This is a genomic window from Pontixanthobacter luteolus (genome assembly GCF_009828095.1).
GTDB lineage: Bacteria > Pseudomonadota > Alphaproteobacteria > Sphingomonadales > Sphingomonadaceae > Pontixanthobacter > Pontixanthobacter luteolus.
The window spans coordinates 197,230-212,720 of the sequence record NZ_WTYP01000002.1 but is presented as its reverse complement, the minus strand read 5'-3'; the positions used below and the strand labels follow the sequence as shown (position 1 = coordinate 212,720).

Below are 15,491 nucleotides of genomic sequence, written 5' to 3'. Positions count from 1 at the left end.
TGCGAATCGTGTGGAAACGGTTTTCATGATGGTGCCATTATATCGTGTTGCAATGAACACCGCCTGACTCCGGCCAATTACCGCTCAGCCCTAAGCAGTGCCGCCAACTGTAAGGCCGCCAACCAGCAATGTCGGTTGGCCCACGCCTGCCGGAACGCTCTGGCCGCCTTTGCCGCAGGTACCAATACCGTCATCGAGCGACATGTCGTTTCCGATGCCTTCCACCTTGGTCAGTACGTTCGGACCGTCACCGATCAACGTGGCCCCCTTGATTGGGGCGCCGATTTTGCCGTCTTCGACCAGATAGGCTTCGGTGCAAGAGAAGGTGAAGCGGCCGGACACGATATCGACCTGCCCGCCGCCAAAGCTCTTGGCGAAGATTCCCTTCTTCATGCGCGAAAGCAGCTCTGCCGGGTCATCCTTGCCGCCGCGCATGAAAGTGTTGGTCATTCGCGGCATCGGCGCGTGCTGGTAGCTTTCCCTGCGGCCATTTCCGGTCGGCGCAACTCCCATCAGGCGCGCGTTGAGCCTGTCCTGCATGTATCCTTTCAGGATACCATCTTCGATCAGAACGGTTTCTTCGGTTGGCGTGCCTTCATCATCGATGCTCAGCGAACCGCGGCGGTCGGCGATGCTGCCGTCATCCACTATTGTCACGCCGGGCGCGGCCACCCGCTGCCCGACGCGGCCTGAAAACGCGCTGGTACCCTTGCGGTTGAAGTCGCCTTCCAGCCCGTGACCAACGGCCTCGTGCAGGATGATCCCGGGCCAGCCAGGGGCCAGCAGCACCGGCATTTCGCCCGCCGGGGCATCGACGCTGTCGAGATTGACCATCGCCTGACGGACCGCCTCGTCGACGGCGTGGTTCCATGAATCTTCTGTCAGCAAGCGGTCATAGAGATAGCGCCCGCCAGACCCATAGCTGCCGCGTTCCCGCCGCCCGTTCGCTTCGGCGACAATCGACACGTTCAGCCGCACCAGCGGGCGGATATCCAATGCGCGGAAACCGTCAGCACGCACGATTTCGACCACGCTCCAGCTGGCCGCCAGCGACGCCGTGACCTGCGAAACGCGCGGGTCGCGGGCGCGGGCCGCCTGGTCGATTCTTTCCAGCAGCGCGACTTTCTCCGCAAAGGATACTGCGTCAAGCGGGCTGGCATCGGTATAGAGCCGCTGATTGCTGCGGCGCGGCATCGGGCTTGTGGTGCCGGTTGCAGGGTCGAGCAATTGCAGCGTCTCGCCCGCGCGGCGGACGGCGCCCGCACTGATTTCGTTGGCATGGGCAAAGCCGGTCATTTCGCCCGACACACCGCGCAGGCCAAATCCGGAATCGCGCGAATAATCAGCGGTTTTCAGCCGTCCATCGTCGAAAGTGAAGGCTTCGCTGGCGCTGTGCTGCAAATACAGTTCACCGTCATCGCAACGCGATAAAATGTCGGATGTTATGCGCTGCGCCTCGTCCGGCGTCAGGCTGTTGCCATACAGCAGGGTGCGGGGATCGGAAATTGTCATATGCCCAACATAGGGCGCTATCGGCTAATGGATAGCCCTATGCGTTAAGTGAGGGGTACCGGATCCCGGCTATAACTGCGCAGGCTTAATACCAGGTCCGTTTCATCAGGGTCGTCGCCATCGCCGGGCAGGGTCAGCTTATCCCGCTTCAGGATTTTTACGTCGGGAAGGCCGGCGGAATAGACCGCACTGCTAAGCTGGGTGGACAGGCAGGTTTCCAGACGCTGTTTGAGCATCCGGTAATATCCGTCCGCCTCGCGTTCGCTTTCGAACATCCAGTTGCAGGACAATTCGAAACCTCTACCCGGGCCGTCAATTTCGCAATTGGCAGCGCGGCTAATGTAGCTCTCATTCCCGCGGTGTCTCACTTCAAGAGTGCCATCGCGGGCAACCACCAGTGAAAGACCGGCCAGCGAATTCTGGGTCGCGGCGGCCATGGCTGTGATTGCGCTGCATTTGCTGTTTGCGGCGTAAGCAGGCGCGCCAGCCAGCATCAAACCGGCTGGCATCAAGAGAGTGATCGCGAGTGCCGGTAAGCGGCCTTGCATCAGCGGTGGCCCGGATCGGCGCCTTCCGAAATATCCGGCAGGCTTGCCTGGTCGGCGCCATCAGCCGGGCCGCCTTCCAGCACGAAACGGCGGTCGCAATATCCGCAATCGACATAGCCATGCTCGTCAATCTCAAGATAGATTTTCGGATGGCCGAGCGCGGCGGGGCGGAAATTGTCGCCCCCACGAATGTCGGTTGCACCATCGCACGCGACGCGGCGCGTATCGACCTTGATCACTTCTGGCGGCGGAATGTTCATAGCGCACGCCGATAAGCTGTCACGGGCAGCATGGCAATATTGCAGTTAGGCTTTGCGGATGCGCCCGCGCATGATTAGGGCTTCTGGCATGAGCGAGCCAACTGCAATTCAGATCCGTGATGTCGTCAAACGCTATGCCGGAGACAAGGGGCAGGAAGGCAAGCTGGCGCTGAAAGGGGTCAGTTTCGATGTGCCGCAAGGCGGGATTTTCGGTTTGCTCGGGCCCAATGGGGCGGGCAAGTCGACTCTGATCAACATCCTCGCGGGGTTGGTCACGAAGACCAGCGGAACGGCCAGCATCTGGGGTTTCGACATTGATGAGCAGCGCCGCAACGCGAAGCGCGCGATCGGCATTGTCCCGCAGGAAATCGTGTTCGATCCTTTTTTCACTCCGTATGAAGTGCTGGAAAACCAGGCCGGTTTTTACGGCATCGCGAAAAGTCTGCGCCGGTCGGAGGAATTGCTCAGGGCAGTGCACCTTGCTGACAAACGCGATGCCTATGCGCGGACGCTGTCAGGCGGCATGAAGCGCCGCCTGCTTATCGCCAAGGCGATGGTCCATTCGCCGCCGATCCTGGTTCTTGACGAGCCAACGGCGGGCGTGGACGTGGAACTGCGCCGCCTGCTGTGGGAACTGGTCACCCAGCTCAACGATGACGGTGTCACAGTCGTCTTGACCACTCACTATCTGGAGGAAGCAGAGCAGCTTTGCGACCGGGTGGCGATCATCAACCACGGTGAACTGATCGCCAACAAGCCGACCCGCGAAATGGTCGATATGGCGCGCGAGAAAATCGTTGCCGTCACTGTCGAGGGGGAAATCAGCAAGGCGCCCGAGCATCCGCTGTTCGGCAAGTGCGAATTGACCGGAGAGAAAACCTTCGAAATTACCTATCACAAGGACGAGGCAACTGCGGGGCAGGTGCTGGCTCTGGTGCAGGAACAGGGCTTCACGATTGAAGATGTGACAACCCGCGAGGCGGACCTTGAAGATGTGTTCGTCAGTCTGACCAGCGTGCAGGAAGGCGGCGCATGATGTTGCTCGTCATCGGAACAGTCAGAATGCCGCCCGAAAACGTAAGCGAAGCGCGATATGCAATGCGCGAGATGATCGAGGCCAGTTTGGAAGAGGAAGGCTGCGCGGCCTACTCCTATTCCGAAGACGTGCTGGAGCCCGGTCTCGTCCATGTAATGGAGGCGTGGCGCGACAGGGAGGCACTGGATGAACATTTCGCCTCGGACCATCTGGCTGAATGGCGCGCCAATTGGGACCGCTTCGGCATCCACGACCGCGATCTGCAGCTGATCGAAGCTGGTAAGGCGCAGAAGCTTTGAGAGACGAGTTAAGAGACAAGGCCCAATGAGCAATATGCCGACAAATTATGACGTCCTCATCATCGGGTCCGGTGCAGCCGGTCTTACCGCGGCGCTTGCGCTGGCCGAACACAAGAAGGTGCTGGTTCTGGCCAAGGGCGGGCTGGATGGCGGGTCCACCGCCTGGGCGCAGGGCGGTATCGCGGCAGTGCTGGATGCAGGCGATACATTCGACAATCATATCCGTGACACGATGGTTGCCGGGGCCGGGCTTAACCGGCGTGAAACAGTAGAGTTTGTTATCGAGCGCGCGCCGCGCAGCATCGAGCGGCTGATCGAACTTGGCGTGCCTTTCAACGAGGATTCAGGCGACCTCCATCTGACGCGAGAGGGCGGCCATTCGCACCGCCGGATTGTGCACGTCGACGATGCGACTGGCTGGGCCGTGCAAGAGGCGCTGCTCAACGCCGCAAATGCCAATCCCAACATTACCATGTTGCCGGGCCGCGCCTGTGTCGATCTGATTACGGGCCGCCATGAACAGGATTATTCCGGGGCGGGCCGTGTCTGGGGTGCCTATGCGCTGAACCAGAAAACCGGTGAGGTGGAAGCCCACACCGCGCGGGCCACGATCCTTGCCGCCGGCGGTGCCGGGCGTGTGTATCAGTTTTCGACCGCTCCGCGCGGCGCAACAGGCGACGGGATAGCGATGGCCTGGCGCGCGGGGGCGCGGGTTTCCAACATGGAAATGATGCAGTTCCACCCGACCTGCCTGTACAATCTCGAGGTCAAGAATTTCCTGATCACCGAGGCTGTTCGCGGCGAAGGCGGGCATCTGCTGCATCCTGAAACGGGCCACCGGTTCATGGCAGATTACGATCCGGAACGGATGGAACTGGCCCCGCGCGATGTCGTGGCGCGGGCAATCGACGATCAGATCAAACGCTACGGCCTTGATTATGTGCATCTCGATATCAGCCACCAGCCGCCCGAGTTCGTGAAGGAACATTTCCCGACGATCCATGAAAAGCTGACCGGCCTCGGCATCGATATGACGCGCGAACCGATTCCGGTTGTCCCGGCGCAGCATTACACCTGCGGCGGGGTCTTGGTCGGCCTTGATGCGCGGACCGATCTGCCGGGTCTGTGGGCCGCTGGGGAAGTAACCGAAAGCGGGCTACACGGCGCAAACCGGCTGGCATCCAACAGCCTGCTGGAATGCTTCGTCTTTGGCGAAGCGGCGGCGCGCGACATTCTGGGCCGGTGGGATGAACTGCTGGAAGTGCCCGCGATCAAGGAATGGGATGAAAGCCGCGTGACCGATTCCGATGAAGAGGTCGTCGTCAAACAGAACTGGACGGAAATTCGCCGCTTCATGTGGAACTATGTCGGTATTGTCCGCACCACAAAGAGGCTGGAGCGGGCGCGCAACCGGATCGAGATGCTGGGCAAGGAAGTGGAAGACTATTACGGTTCTTTCCGCGTCACCACCGACCTGATCGAATTGCGCAATCTGTTGCAATCGGCAGAACTGATCGTCCGCTCCGCGCTGGCCCGCCACGAAAGCCGCGGACTGCATTACACGCTCGATTATCCCGAAACCGCCGATGTGGCGCGTGATACGGTCTTGGTGCCCTGAAGATGGGGAGTCTTCGCTATCTGGCAGCGCTCGCGCTCGGTGTGTCAGTACCGGCTGCTGCGCAGGACGCGCCGCCGCAAGATGGCGAAACCTTGAACGAGATCGTCGTCACCGCGCAGCGTTCAGGCGCGCCGATGTGGATTGCCGAAACCGATCGCGGCACCGTGATTCTGGTCGGCGAAATTCGCGAAGTGCCCAAGTCGACGCCGTGGTATCCAGACCGGCTCGAACTGGCGACCCGGCGGGCGCAGCGCGTGACCCTTGGCATCAAGCCGAAAATCTCGCCCGGCGACATATTCCGGCTGCTGTTTGCGGGCGGCAAAATGACCAAACTGCCAAAGGGCACCGTAGCAAGCGATTATCTGGATGAAGATCGCCGCGCGCGTCTGGCTGCGTTGGAGAAACGCTACGATCAGGACTACTCCCGCAAAAGCTTCCTGATCACGTCTTTCGACCTGCTTTCACGCAGGGTCGGGCTGACCCGCGACACGGGCAAGGACGCATCCGATGTGGTCAAGAAAGCGGCGCGGCGCGCGGATGTGCCCAGCGAACCCGTCGGAACCGTTCGAGGCGAAGACTTGCTAGACAGCTTGTCAGAAGCCCCGCCGGAATCGCATCTCCCATGCCTCGATGCTGCGATGGCGGCCGCCGAGCAAGGGCCCGATCTGGTCGAACAGCGCGGATTGGACTGGCGGGCATCCGATATCCCGGCAGTGATGAACAACCCGCTGGAAATCGCTCTCAGCCGCTGCTGGCCATGGACCGATGCGGAAGTGGCGACCGAGCTTCGCGGCCAATGGCTCGCTGCGATCGGCGAGGCTGCTGGAAGCGAAGGCGTGACATTGGCGGTCGTCCCGCTCCGCATGCTGGCAGAAGAGGGCGGTGTTCTCGACACCCTTGTGAAGGACGGCTTTAGCGTCGATGGCCCTGCCTGGCGCGAGTGACGCTGCCGACCTGCACCGCAGCCGGTAGAAGAATCGCAGCGCGGCGCACGCTTTGCGGCGTAAAGGGGAGCGGTTCGCGCGCGTTGGCTTCGCACCTGCTATCTGCAGCACGGCGGATTATCACGGTTCATCGCATCTCGCCCACCGATCAGCCGCAAATGGCACAGGACCCCCGGAACCGTTCATTTGCCAGCGAGGTTGGCGCTACCAGTCACGGCATCCATGCGTCGCACTGATGTGACGCTGACAGACAAAGGGGGCTTTTTCAGCTGGCTGATCCAACAGGGGGCAGCAGGGAATTGCGGCGGACATACAGTGCCAGCTGACACCTTTGAAGGAGTAGAATTATGAGTATCAAGACAACAAGCCCGAAGATTGCGCTGCTCTGTGCCGCGCTCGTCCTGCCGACATCTGGCGCTCTGTTCGCGCAGGATATAGCCGCAGGTGACAGCGACGTTCTGACCACGGTCTATGGCACCCCGCCAGCCGATCTTTCCGGCCTCGAGGAAGGCCCTGAAGTCGAAGGATTCATCACTGCCCGCAGCGACAACCGCGTCGAGGTCATGACCTCTGGCGGGCAACGTGTTGCTGTGATGGTCGGCGAAGCGACGGAGATCAAGGCGAGCGGCGGCTTCCTTGGCCTGGGCCGGACTTCGCTCGGCGAAAACGATCTTCTCAACGGCCTGCCGGTCGAAATCGACACGGTCCAATGGGGCCGCGGGCTGGTCGCCAGCAAGATCCAGCTGAAGAACAAGGATCTCAAGACTGCGTCGATGATCCGCAACGGAACCGTTCAGGGTTTTGCTGAACAGACTGCTGCAACGGAGGCGCTACGCGGCCGCTTGGGCGATATCGATCAGTATAACGTGAAGGGCACCACCAACGTCTATTTCGACACCGGCATGGCATCGCTTTCGCCGCAGGACAAAGCCAATCTTTGCGCCACCGCCGCAGAAGCGGATGGGATGGACAATGCGCTGATGCTGGTCGTTGGATACACCGATTCTACGGGCAGCCAGGAATTCAACCAGCAGCTGAGCGAAAAACGCGCTGGCCGGGTGGTCAATTACCTTCAGCAGGCCTGCGGCTGGAAACCCTACCGAATGCTGACCCCGACCGGCATGGCAGAAGCCGATCCCGCTGCGCCGAACGACACGGCGTATGGCAAATCGCAAAATCGCCGCGTGGCGGTGAATATTCTCGTCAGCAAAAGCGTCGACGGGATCTGACTTTATCGGGGGCGGGCCATTTCCCGCCCCCGATCATTCTCCGAGAAGCAGGCTTAATTTTCGCGTCGGGCCAGCTGCAGTTCCAGCCGCTTCACTTCCCGGATCACACGGTTTGCCTGCAGCGTCGGCCACATCAGCATTTTGGTTTGCGCCGCGAGGATGAGGAGCGTCGCAGACGGCAATCCCCAGCGCAGCGCCTCCAGCGTATCGGCTGCGTTGAAAAACCGGATCGCGGCATAGACTGATGCTGCAAACATCAGAATCTGGAACAGCATGAGCAGCCAGCTGACCCAGCCGATCTCTCCCCCGAAAACGCCCCACACCTGTTTGAGATAGCCTGGCTCTGCACCGACGCTGCGCAGCAGGTCTCGCTCTTCGGCGTTCAGGGCCTCATCGATCATCATCTCGAGTTTGTCGGTCACGGCGTGTCTCCTTCCAGTATCGCACGCAATTTGCGGCGCGCATTCATCAATCGCGTTTTTACCGTCCCGGCCGGAATGGCGAGGGCAACGGCAACCTCGGCAACGCGCATGTCTTCGAAATGATAGAGCGCAATTGCGGCACGTTCCCCCGCGGGTAACTGCCTGATGGCCTGCCTCAGCGGCTCGGTTTGGGCTGGCTCGTCCGGGGCCGCACACAGGTCGTGCGGCTCGGCGGCTACGGCAGCTTTCAGGTCCCTTTCGCGCACTGCGCTACCAATTTCGCGGGCGCAGGATCGAGAGACGATACGGTATGCCCATGCGGCGAAGGCCCGGTCGTCTTGAAGACCGCGTATTCCCCGCAGGATCTCTCGCCATGCGTTCTGCGCCGCCTCGCGGGCCATTTCGCGCTCACCAGTCAGGCGCCAGGCGTGAGCGACCAGTTTTGGATGCCATCGGCGGGCCAGCTGCTCCATCGCGGCGCGTTCGCCTAGTTTCGCCGATGCGACCAGATACTCGTCCAGCGCCCGCTCTCTATTCAGTCTGGCAGTTGCTGAACCCATCAATCACACCCCGGTTTCTGCCTGATAGGTGCATGTAACACGCCGGACGGTTCATTTGGCGGCACAAAAAATATGCTGAGTCGCCGCCGCGAGGGGGGGTGGATTTGCGCGGAGCCTGTCTCGCTGCACAATTCATCGGCCCATGAATGGCATTCATCTAGAAGTATATGACGTTTGCCGCTGCCTAGTTGAAATATTCTGCCAAAGGCGCATTTTTGATCGTGGAGGTAGTGATCAGCCGGATCATTGCCGACACGATCGACCAACGATGCAGCGGCACGAGTAAAATTCGGGACTGTGCTCCGCTTGCTGGTCTGTCCTGGCCGATCATCCACATCAAGAAGGATGATCCAATGCAAATATTCACGAAAGCCGTATTGGCCGCCGGTCTGGCGGTAACCGCAACCACCCCTGTCATCGCGGCAGAGGACCAAGATATCATCGTCTCATCTCGCACCGCGCTGCAGCAATGGGTCGCCAAAACCAATCACCGACTCGACCGGCAATTGGAGGTCACGACAAGGCTGCAAAAACTGGGTGCGCCGCGCGGAATTGTTCAGATCCGCTTCGATCAGGGGGAAAATGGCCGCCCTGCGAATGTGGAAATCTATCGCAGTTCAGGCGTCCCATTGATCGACCGCACAGCAGCGTGGGCGGTGCGGCGGATGAGCGGTCTGGATGAAGTGCCTGTCGCAGGCGCGGCCAAGGCCAAATTCCAGGCAAACATCATTTTCGCCACTGGTCCTGAAGAAAAGGCCAAATATTTCGCGCAGCTGAGGCAATCGGAAAAGGTACGTCTGGCGAGCAGCCCGGCGGAACGGGCCGTGATCTCGCTCGGCAGCTGACCGGGCCAATAGATTGCCGTTGATGCCCGCGCATCATAGCGATGGAATGCGCCGCTCCGGTCTTCGGGCGGCGTTTTCCAATTGGCCGCCGCGCTCGTCCAATCTTGCCGATGGCGGGCAAGTGGGTCATGTACCGCAATGACACCGCAAGCGTGGGAAACGCAGCAATCAGGGGCAAGGCAAGTTATGGCACAGGCGACCGCCAACGGGATTACCATCGAATATGAAGATCACGGCGACCCTTCGCACCCGCCAATGCTGCTTATCATGGGGTTCGGCGCGCAGCTGACCCTATGGCCGATCGAGCTGGTAGAAGCCTTGGTCGACCGCGGCTTTCGCGTCATACGGTATGACAATCGCGACATCGGCCTGAGCCACAAGTTCGACGGGGTGAAGGCTCCGGGGCTGATCAAACTCACCATCCTCAGCAAGCTGGGTATCACCCCCAAGGTGCCTTACACTCTGGCCGACATGGCTGATGACGGTGCCGGATTGCTGGACGCACTGGAAATTGAGCGCGCGCATATCGTGGGTGCAAGCATGGGCGGGATGATCGCCCAGCACGTTGCTGCGAGGCATTCGGACAAGGCGCTGTCGCTGACGTCGATCTTCTCGACCACCGGCAACCCCAAACTACCGGCGGCGAAGAAGGAAGCGATGAAGGTTCTCGTGACCCGGCCCGCGAGCATGGAAGAGGAAGCGCTGGTTAATCACGGGGTCAAACTGTCGCGTACGATCGGCAGCCCGGGATACCCTGCGCCGGAAGAAAAATTGCGTGACCGGGTGCGCGAAAGCGTCCGCCGCAGCGTCTATCCGGAGGGGCCGACCCGGCATTTGTCTGCCATTGTCGCAGACGGCGACAGGCGGCCCATGCTCAAGGATGTAACTGTGCCCACACTCGTTCTGCACGGCGAGGATGATCCGCTGGTTCCGGTCGAAGGCGGTCGGGATACAGCCGCAAGCATCCCCGGCGCGGCCATCCGCACCTTCCCGGGATGGGGGCATGACCTGCCGATGGAACTGGTTGAAGCAATCGCAGACGAGATCGCGGGACACGCCAAAGCATCTGCCAGCTGATCAGCGCATGGCGTTCGGCGATTTCCGGCCACGCTTGCGGCCCTGGTTGCGACCCTCCTTCAAGGACGCATGAAAACTGCGTCCGGCGGCAGCGCGGACAGGTTGCGCGGAGCGGCCCGAACAAGACCGAAAATTGCGCTGCACGAGTCGATTGATTCAAAGCCCTGACACAGGCTTTTCCCGCGAAATATTTTTTCACGGATTCATTTTTGGGCTTGCGTATCGCGCCAGCCAAGCTTTTCCGGCGCGTCGCTGCGTTTTAGCAGACTAACACACCCCACATATTGTGTTCGAAAGCTTGGTTAATCACAATTTACCCTCTTGCTTCAAATCGGCGTCTGATTCACTATTTGGGTGTCGGGCCTCGGGGGCACCTACTAGACCTAGTGATTTACGGCTACACGCCACAGGGCGTGGGCAAGGTATGATTCGGTCTGGGGCAAGGTGAGAAAAGGGCTGGCTGTGGGTAGATCGGGGATAAGTAATTCGCCGTTCGCCAGTGAAAAAATGCTAGGTGGGATGCTTCCCGCCGAATCGAACGGATTAGGAACATCGGTATCGCACTACCGTTGTTCGAACTGAGGACGGGGCGGGAAAAATATGGAATTCAGAACTGGGGATGACGCGGCCATGGGGCTTGAGCAGGATAGCGAAAACACGGGCAGCCAGCCGGCAGCCGCACCCACCAAGAAGACGGCTGATAAAGGCCCCGAAGCGAAAGCAGTGACAATGGAAGCGAGTGACAGAGGCAGCGACGAACTGGTCGCGGAAAAGGCCAGCGAAGCCATGGCCGGCGCCTTGGGCGAAGCGATGAAGGCCGCTGCGAAGCCAGTGGACGACAGCAAGAAAGTCAATGATCGCCGCTTCACCATCGTGACCGACGAATCGCGCGATGAAAAGCTGACCGAGTTCGGCAAGGAAACGCTGATCGACCGTTACCTGCTGCCCGGTGAAAAATTCCAGGATCTGTTTGCGCGTGTGGCCGATGCCTATGCCGACGATCAGGAGCACGCCCAGCGTCTCTATGACTATATCTCAAACCTCTGGTTCATGCCTGCAACGCCGGTGCTGTCGAATGGCGGCACATCGCGCGGTCTGCCGATTTCCTGTTACCTCAATTCCGTGTCGGACAGCCTCGACGGGATTGTCGGCACCTGGAACGAAAATGTCTGGCTGGCTTCGAAAGGCGGCGGCATCGGCACCTATTGGGGCAATGTTCGCGGCATCGGCGAACCGGTTGGCCTGAACGGCAAGACCAGCGGCATCATCCCGTTTGTCCGGGTGATGGATTCGCTCACCCTCGCGATTTCGCAGGGCAGCCTGCGCCGTGGATCGGCCGCGTGCTATCTCGATGTGTCGCACCCTGAAATCGAGGAATTCCTCGAAATCCGCAAACCGTCGGGTGACTTCAACCGCAAGGCGCTCAACCTGCACCACGGCGTGCTGCTGACCGACGAATTCATGGAAGCGGTCCGCAATGGCGACCGTTTCGAACTGAAATCGCCCAAAACCGGCGAAGTTCGCGGCGATGTCGATGCGCGCTCGCTGTTCCAGAAACTGGTCGAAACCCGCCTCGCCACGGGTGAGCCGTACATTGTGTTCAGCGACACCGTGAACCGCATGATGCCAAAGCATCACCGCGAACTGGGCCTGAAGGTCTCTACATCGAACCTGTGCAGCGAAATCACTTTGCCAACCGGTATCGATCACCTCGGCAATGATCGTACAGCGGTTTGCTGCCTGTCATCGCTCAACCTTGAAAAATGGGATGAGTGGAACGGAGAAAAATCGTTCATCGAAGACGTCATGCGCATGCTCGACAACGTCCTGCAGGATTATATCGACCGCGCACCCGACGAAATGGCTCGCGCCAAGTATTCGGCGATGCGTGAACGCAGCGTCGGCCTGGGCGTCATGGGCTTCCACTCTTTCCTCCAGGCAAAGAATATCGGCCTCGAAAGCTCGATGGCGAAGGTCTGGAACCTGAAGATGTTCAAACACATTTCGGGCAAGGCAGAAGAAGCCAGCATGGTCCTCGCGCATGAACGCGGCCCGTGCCCCGACGCAGAAGAAATGGGCGCGATGGAGCGGTTCAGCTGCAAGATGGCGATCGCACCGACCGCGTCGATCAGCATCATCTGCGGCGGCACCAGCGCGTGCATCGAACCGATCCCGGCCAACATCTACACGCACAAAACCCTGTCGGGCAGCTTCATCGTGAAGAACCCGTATCTGGAAAAGCTGCTGCGCGAAAAGAGCAAGGATTCGACCAATGTGTGGAATTCGATCTTGGAAATGGGCGGCAGCGTCCAGCACCTCGATTTCCTGAGCGACGAAGAAAAGGCCGTGTTCAAGACCAGCTTCGAAGTCGATCAGCGTTATCTGCTCGAATATGCGGCTGACCGTGCGCCGTTCATCGATCAGGCGCAGAGCCTGAACCTGTTCATCCCGGCAGACGTGGATAAATGGGATCTGATGATGCTGCACTTCCGCGCGTGGGAACAGGGCATCAAGTCGCTCTATTACTTGCGGTCGAAGTCAGTCCAGCGCGCTGGCTTTGCCGGCGGGGTGGAAGCGGACAACACCGTCGACGCCGCAAAGATCGAGTTGATGGCTGGTGCCGAGCAAACCGATTATGAGGAATGTCTGAGCTGTCAGTAAGCCAGCTTTACGGCGATAACTCTAAGTAAATCGGCACCGGCAGGATTATCCCGCCGGTGCCGTTTCTTTTGCGGCTCATGGATTGCGTCAGTCCAAGTCCGGCGGATAAGGCTGCGTAGCACCGTGATCGTAGCTGAGCGATTCTAGCAGCCTGAAGCGCCTTTCTTCGGGCATCCATTGCCACACGTGCATATAGCGCGCGCCGCCGGTCATTTCCCATTCGCCGCTGTCACCATCCTTGTCAGCGCGCCATTCGTGGAATGTGTGCTGGCCCTGTTCCAGCGCGCCCCATTGGCCCATCCGTCTGATAATTCGGCTGCCGGGAACCAGAAGTCGCCGGTTGCTGTACCCCTCACTCGAACCACCCGGCTTGCGCGCCTCGCAGCGTTCGCTGGCCTGTTCCAGCATGAAATCCCTGTTTGGAATCGCCAAACCTTCAAGATCGTGCACCATCCGGAAATCGGGATGGATCACCTCCGCCTGCAAGGCCGGATCGCACCCTTCGAAAAACGCCCAGAACAGCTGGGCATCGGCCTTGCGGATCCGCTCGTGCATTTCGGTTTCTTCCGGAAACGCGTGAGCGCTTGCCGAGGCAGAGGGCGAAGACGCCTGCAACGTGGCCGCAGCGAGAATTGATAGCATGGGAACTCCCTGTGTGATTTGCTGTAGTAATACAGTGCATATGCTGTATGTCAAAGGCTCTGCAGCGCGCCTGACTTGCTTGTTGCTCCGCCGGGCTTGCGCGCGTTACAATCCCGGCGGGAGCTTCCCTGGGAGTTTATAATGCGCCGTATTTTGCCAGTTCTTGCCATCACTCTTTTTCTCTCGGCCTGCGCGTCGCAGATCGATGCGGGCGTGGCGAAAGAAGCCGGATCGCCCGGCTTCTGGTGGGGGCTGTGGCACGGGTTTATCTTCCCGTGGTCGTTCATCGGGTCGCTCTTCAACCCGGACATTGCGGTTTATGCCGTGCCCAATCGCGGGGGGTGGTATGATTTCGGCTTCTTCCTTGGCATAACGGTGCTGGGCGGCGGGTCGTTCTTCGGTTCGAAGAAGAGCCGCGGCTAGCATCAGGCTCAGATAAACCGGCATCCAGACCGGGCAGGGACGAGGACAGGCGCAATGATTGGGGTACTCGGGCTGCTCGCCGGAATGGGGCTGCTGATTTTTCTCGCACTGCGAGACGTGAACATCATTTTCGCATCTGTCCTTTGTGCTTTGCTGGTGATCGTTTCCAACGGTTTGCCGTTTGCTGAAAGCCTTACCCAGTCCTACACCTTCGGCGATCTGGGCGCGTTCACTTTCGCCGGACGGTTCTTCATGCTGTTTGCTGCAGGGGCCGTGTTCGGGCGCATCATGGGGGAAAGCCATGCCGCAACCAGCATCGCGATGGCGCTGGTCCGCCGGCTGGGCGCGCACCGGGCGCTGTGGATCACCGTGCTGGCATGCGCACTCCTGACTTATGGCGGGGTGGTGGTGTTCGTTGTGATTTTCGCCATGTATCCGCTCGGCCTGAGACTGCTGAAAGAGGCGGACATTCCCAAGCGCCTGTTCTGCGGCGCACTGGCGCTGGGGGCGGGAACATTCACGCTTACCGCTTTGCCCGGTACGCCATCGATCCATAACGTGATCCCGACGCTGAAGCTGGGGACTGACCTGTTCGCCGCCGCCTGGCTCGGACTGTTCGGAGGGGCGGTCATGTTCGCGCTCGGCATGTTCTATCTGGAACGCGAGCGGAAGAAGGCCCGCGCCAACGGCGAGGGGTTCGAACCCGGTCCGCGCGACGTTATCCCGGATTTTGCGGCAATCGAGAAAGACGTGCCTCACTGGGCGGTGGCGATCTTGCCGCTCGCGTTGGTGATCGGGACGATCCTGACGCCGCGGCTGCTGACCATGGCGGACATCGGAAGTGGCAGCGAATTGCTCGCCTTCGCCAATTCGCAGCCGATCCTGTGGCCTTCCATCGCGCTGATCCTCGCGAGCATCGCTGCGATTGTGCTGTTCCCGGCAGTACGCCGCGCGCCCTTGCACAGCATGGGGCTGGGCACGCAGGACGCGATCATGCCGCTGATGGCGACATCGGCAGTAATCGGTTTTGGCGGTGTGGTGGCGCAGACGGGCGGGTTCGCCAGTTTTACCCAAGCCGTAGTAGGGCTGGATGTACCGCCGCTGGTTTCCATGTTTGCTGCGGCTAGCACGGTATCGGGCATCACCGGTTCTTCGTCGGGCGGGTTGCAGATATTCATGGCGACAATGGCCGATTCCTATCTGGCCATGGGTGTGCCACCGGAAATCCTCCACCGCCTGGTTGCCATGGCAAGCGGCGGGTTCGACTCCCTGCCGCACTGCGGCGCGGTTATCGCCATGCTCACGATTACGCAGCTTACGCACAAACAGGCCTATAAAGATGTTGGTGTGGTGACGGTGATTGTCCCGGTAGTCGCGACCTTGCTGACCACTGCACTGGCGATGATGGTCTGACT

Annotated in this window: 16 protein-coding genes; 10 read left to right on the top strand and 6 right to left on the bottom strand. The window is 60.1% G+C overall.

Translation table 11 applies throughout. The features are described from left to right. Positions 1 to 90 precede the first annotated feature (90 nt). Genes tldD through GRI43_RS09570 form a run of 3 tightly spaced genes read right to left on the bottom strand, consistent with a single transcriptional unit; the run spans position 91 to position 2,320 of the window. Positions 91 to 1,512 (bottom strand): metalloprotease TldD, encoded by a 1,422-nt coding sequence (tldD, locus tag GRI43_RS09580; protein ID WP_160730906.1) that lies wholly within the window; start codon positions 1,510 to 1,512, stop codon positions 91 to 93. A 44-nt stretch (positions 1,513 to 1,556) separates the two neighbouring features. After that, positions 1,557 to 2,060, bottom strand: a complete 504-nt coding sequence (locus GRI43_RS09575) for a hypothetical protein (RefSeq protein ID WP_160730905.1) — start codon at positions 2,058 to 2,060, stop codon at positions 1,557 to 1,559. Next, on the bottom strand, positions 2,060 to 2,320 hold the full coding sequence (locus GRI43_RS09570; RefSeq protein WP_160730904.1) for a zinc-finger domain-containing protein: 261 nt from the start codon (positions 2,318 to 2,320) through the stop codon (positions 2,060 to 2,062). The genes GRI43_RS09575 and GRI43_RS09570 overlap by 1 nt, the downstream gene beginning before the upstream one ends. An 88-nt stretch (positions 2,321 to 2,408) precedes the next feature. On the opposite strand from GRI43_RS09570, the gene GRI43_RS09565 reads away from it, so the two are divergent. The 5 genes from GRI43_RS09565 (at position 2,409) to GRI43_RS09545 (ending at position 7,446) form a co-directional block, all read left to right on the top strand. Next, complete coding sequence (locus GRI43_RS09565; RefSeq protein WP_160730903.1) at positions 2,409 to 3,356, top strand: ABC transporter ATP-binding protein; 948 nt, start codon at positions 2,409 to 2,411, stop codon at positions 3,354 to 3,356. Next, positions 3,353 to 3,655 carry a putative quinol monooxygenase gene (locus GRI43_RS09560; RefSeq protein WP_235903716.1) on the top strand — a complete coding sequence of 101 codons (303 nt, stop codon included), beginning with the start codon at positions 3,353 to 3,355 and terminating at the stop codon, positions 3,653 to 3,655. The genes GRI43_RS09565 and GRI43_RS09560 overlap by 4 nt, the downstream gene beginning before the upstream one ends. Before the next feature lie 34 nt (positions 3,656 to 3,689). Beyond that, on the top strand, positions 3,690 to 5,273 hold the full coding sequence (gene nadB, locus GRI43_RS09555; RefSeq protein ID WP_160731670.1) for an L-aspartate oxidase: 1,584 nt from the start codon (positions 3,690 to 3,692) through the stop codon (positions 5,271 to 5,273). 2 nt (positions 5,274 to 5,275) lie between these two features. Further along, positions 5,276 to 6,217: a TraB/GumN family protein gene (locus GRI43_RS09550; protein ID WP_235903715.1), complete on the top strand. Its 942-nt coding sequence runs from the start codon at positions 5,276 to 5,278 to the stop codon at positions 6,215 to 6,217. 347 nt (positions 6,218 to 6,564) lie between these two features. Beyond that, entirely contained in the window at positions 6,565 to 7,446 is an 882-nt protein-coding gene (locus GRI43_RS09545; protein ID WP_160730902.1) for an OmpA family protein, read from the top strand. 53 nt (positions 7,447 to 7,499) lie between these two features. Here GRI43_RS09545 and GRI43_RS09540 read toward each other — a convergent pair whose 3' ends face one another. Together GRI43_RS09540 and GRI43_RS09535 are read right to left on the bottom strand one after the other, a co-directional pair. Continuing rightward, a complete protein-coding gene (locus GRI43_RS09540) occupies positions 7,500 to 7,868 on the bottom strand; it encodes a DUF6768 family protein (RefSeq protein WP_160730901.1) in 369 nt (122 codons plus the stop codon). After that, the gene (locus GRI43_RS09535) at positions 7,865 to 8,428 is read right to left on the bottom strand and encodes an RNA polymerase sigma factor (protein ID WP_160730900.1); all 564 of its coding nucleotides are present in this window, start codon (positions 8,426 to 8,428) and stop codon (positions 7,865 to 7,867) included. Before GRI43_RS09535 ends, GRI43_RS09540 begins: the two co-directional genes overlap by 4 nt. A 188-nt stretch (positions 8,429 to 8,616) precedes the next feature. Here GRI43_RS09535 and GRI43_RS09530 point away from each other — a divergent pair, with 188 nt between their 5' ends. From GRI43_RS09530 to GRI43_RS09520, 3 genes are all read left to right on the top strand, one after another. After that, positions 8,617 to 9,273 (top strand): energy transducer TonB family protein, encoded by a 657-nt coding sequence (locus GRI43_RS09530; RefSeq protein ID WP_160730899.1) that lies wholly within the window; start codon positions 8,617 to 8,619, stop codon positions 9,271 to 9,273. A gap of 138 nt (positions 9,274 to 9,411) precedes the next feature. After that, on the top strand, positions 9,412 to 10,350 hold the full coding sequence (locus tag GRI43_RS09525; protein WP_235903714.1) for an alpha/beta fold hydrolase: 939 nt from the start codon (positions 9,412 to 9,414) through the stop codon (positions 10,348 to 10,350). A 600-nt stretch (positions 10,351 to 10,950) separates the two neighbouring features. Continuing rightward, positions 10,951 to 13,011, top strand: a complete 2,061-nt coding sequence (locus GRI43_RS09520; protein WP_160730898.1) for a ribonucleoside-diphosphate reductase subunit alpha — start codon at positions 10,951 to 10,953, stop codon at positions 13,009 to 13,011. 87 nt (positions 13,012 to 13,098) lie between these two features. Here the strand turns inward: GRI43_RS09520 and GRI43_RS09515 are convergent, their stop codons facing one another. Next, complete coding sequence (locus GRI43_RS09515) at positions 13,099 to 13,653, bottom strand: DUF4440 domain-containing protein (protein ID WP_160730897.1); 555 nt, start codon at positions 13,651 to 13,653, stop codon at positions 13,099 to 13,101. Positions 13,654 to 13,794: 141 nt separating this feature from the next. On the opposite strand from GRI43_RS09515, the gene GRI43_RS09510 reads away from it, so the two are divergent. Continuing rightward, complete coding sequence (locus GRI43_RS09510) at positions 13,795 to 14,076, top strand: putative periplasmic lipoprotein (RefSeq protein WP_160730896.1); 282 nt, start codon at positions 13,795 to 13,797, stop codon at positions 14,074 to 14,076. Positions 14,077 to 14,130: 54 nt separating this feature from the next. Further along, positions 14,131 to 15,489, top strand: a complete 1,359-nt coding sequence (locus GRI43_RS09505; RefSeq protein WP_160730895.1) for a GntP family permease — start codon at positions 14,131 to 14,133, stop codon at positions 15,487 to 15,489. Positions 15,490 to 15,491: the final 2 nt, after the last annotated feature.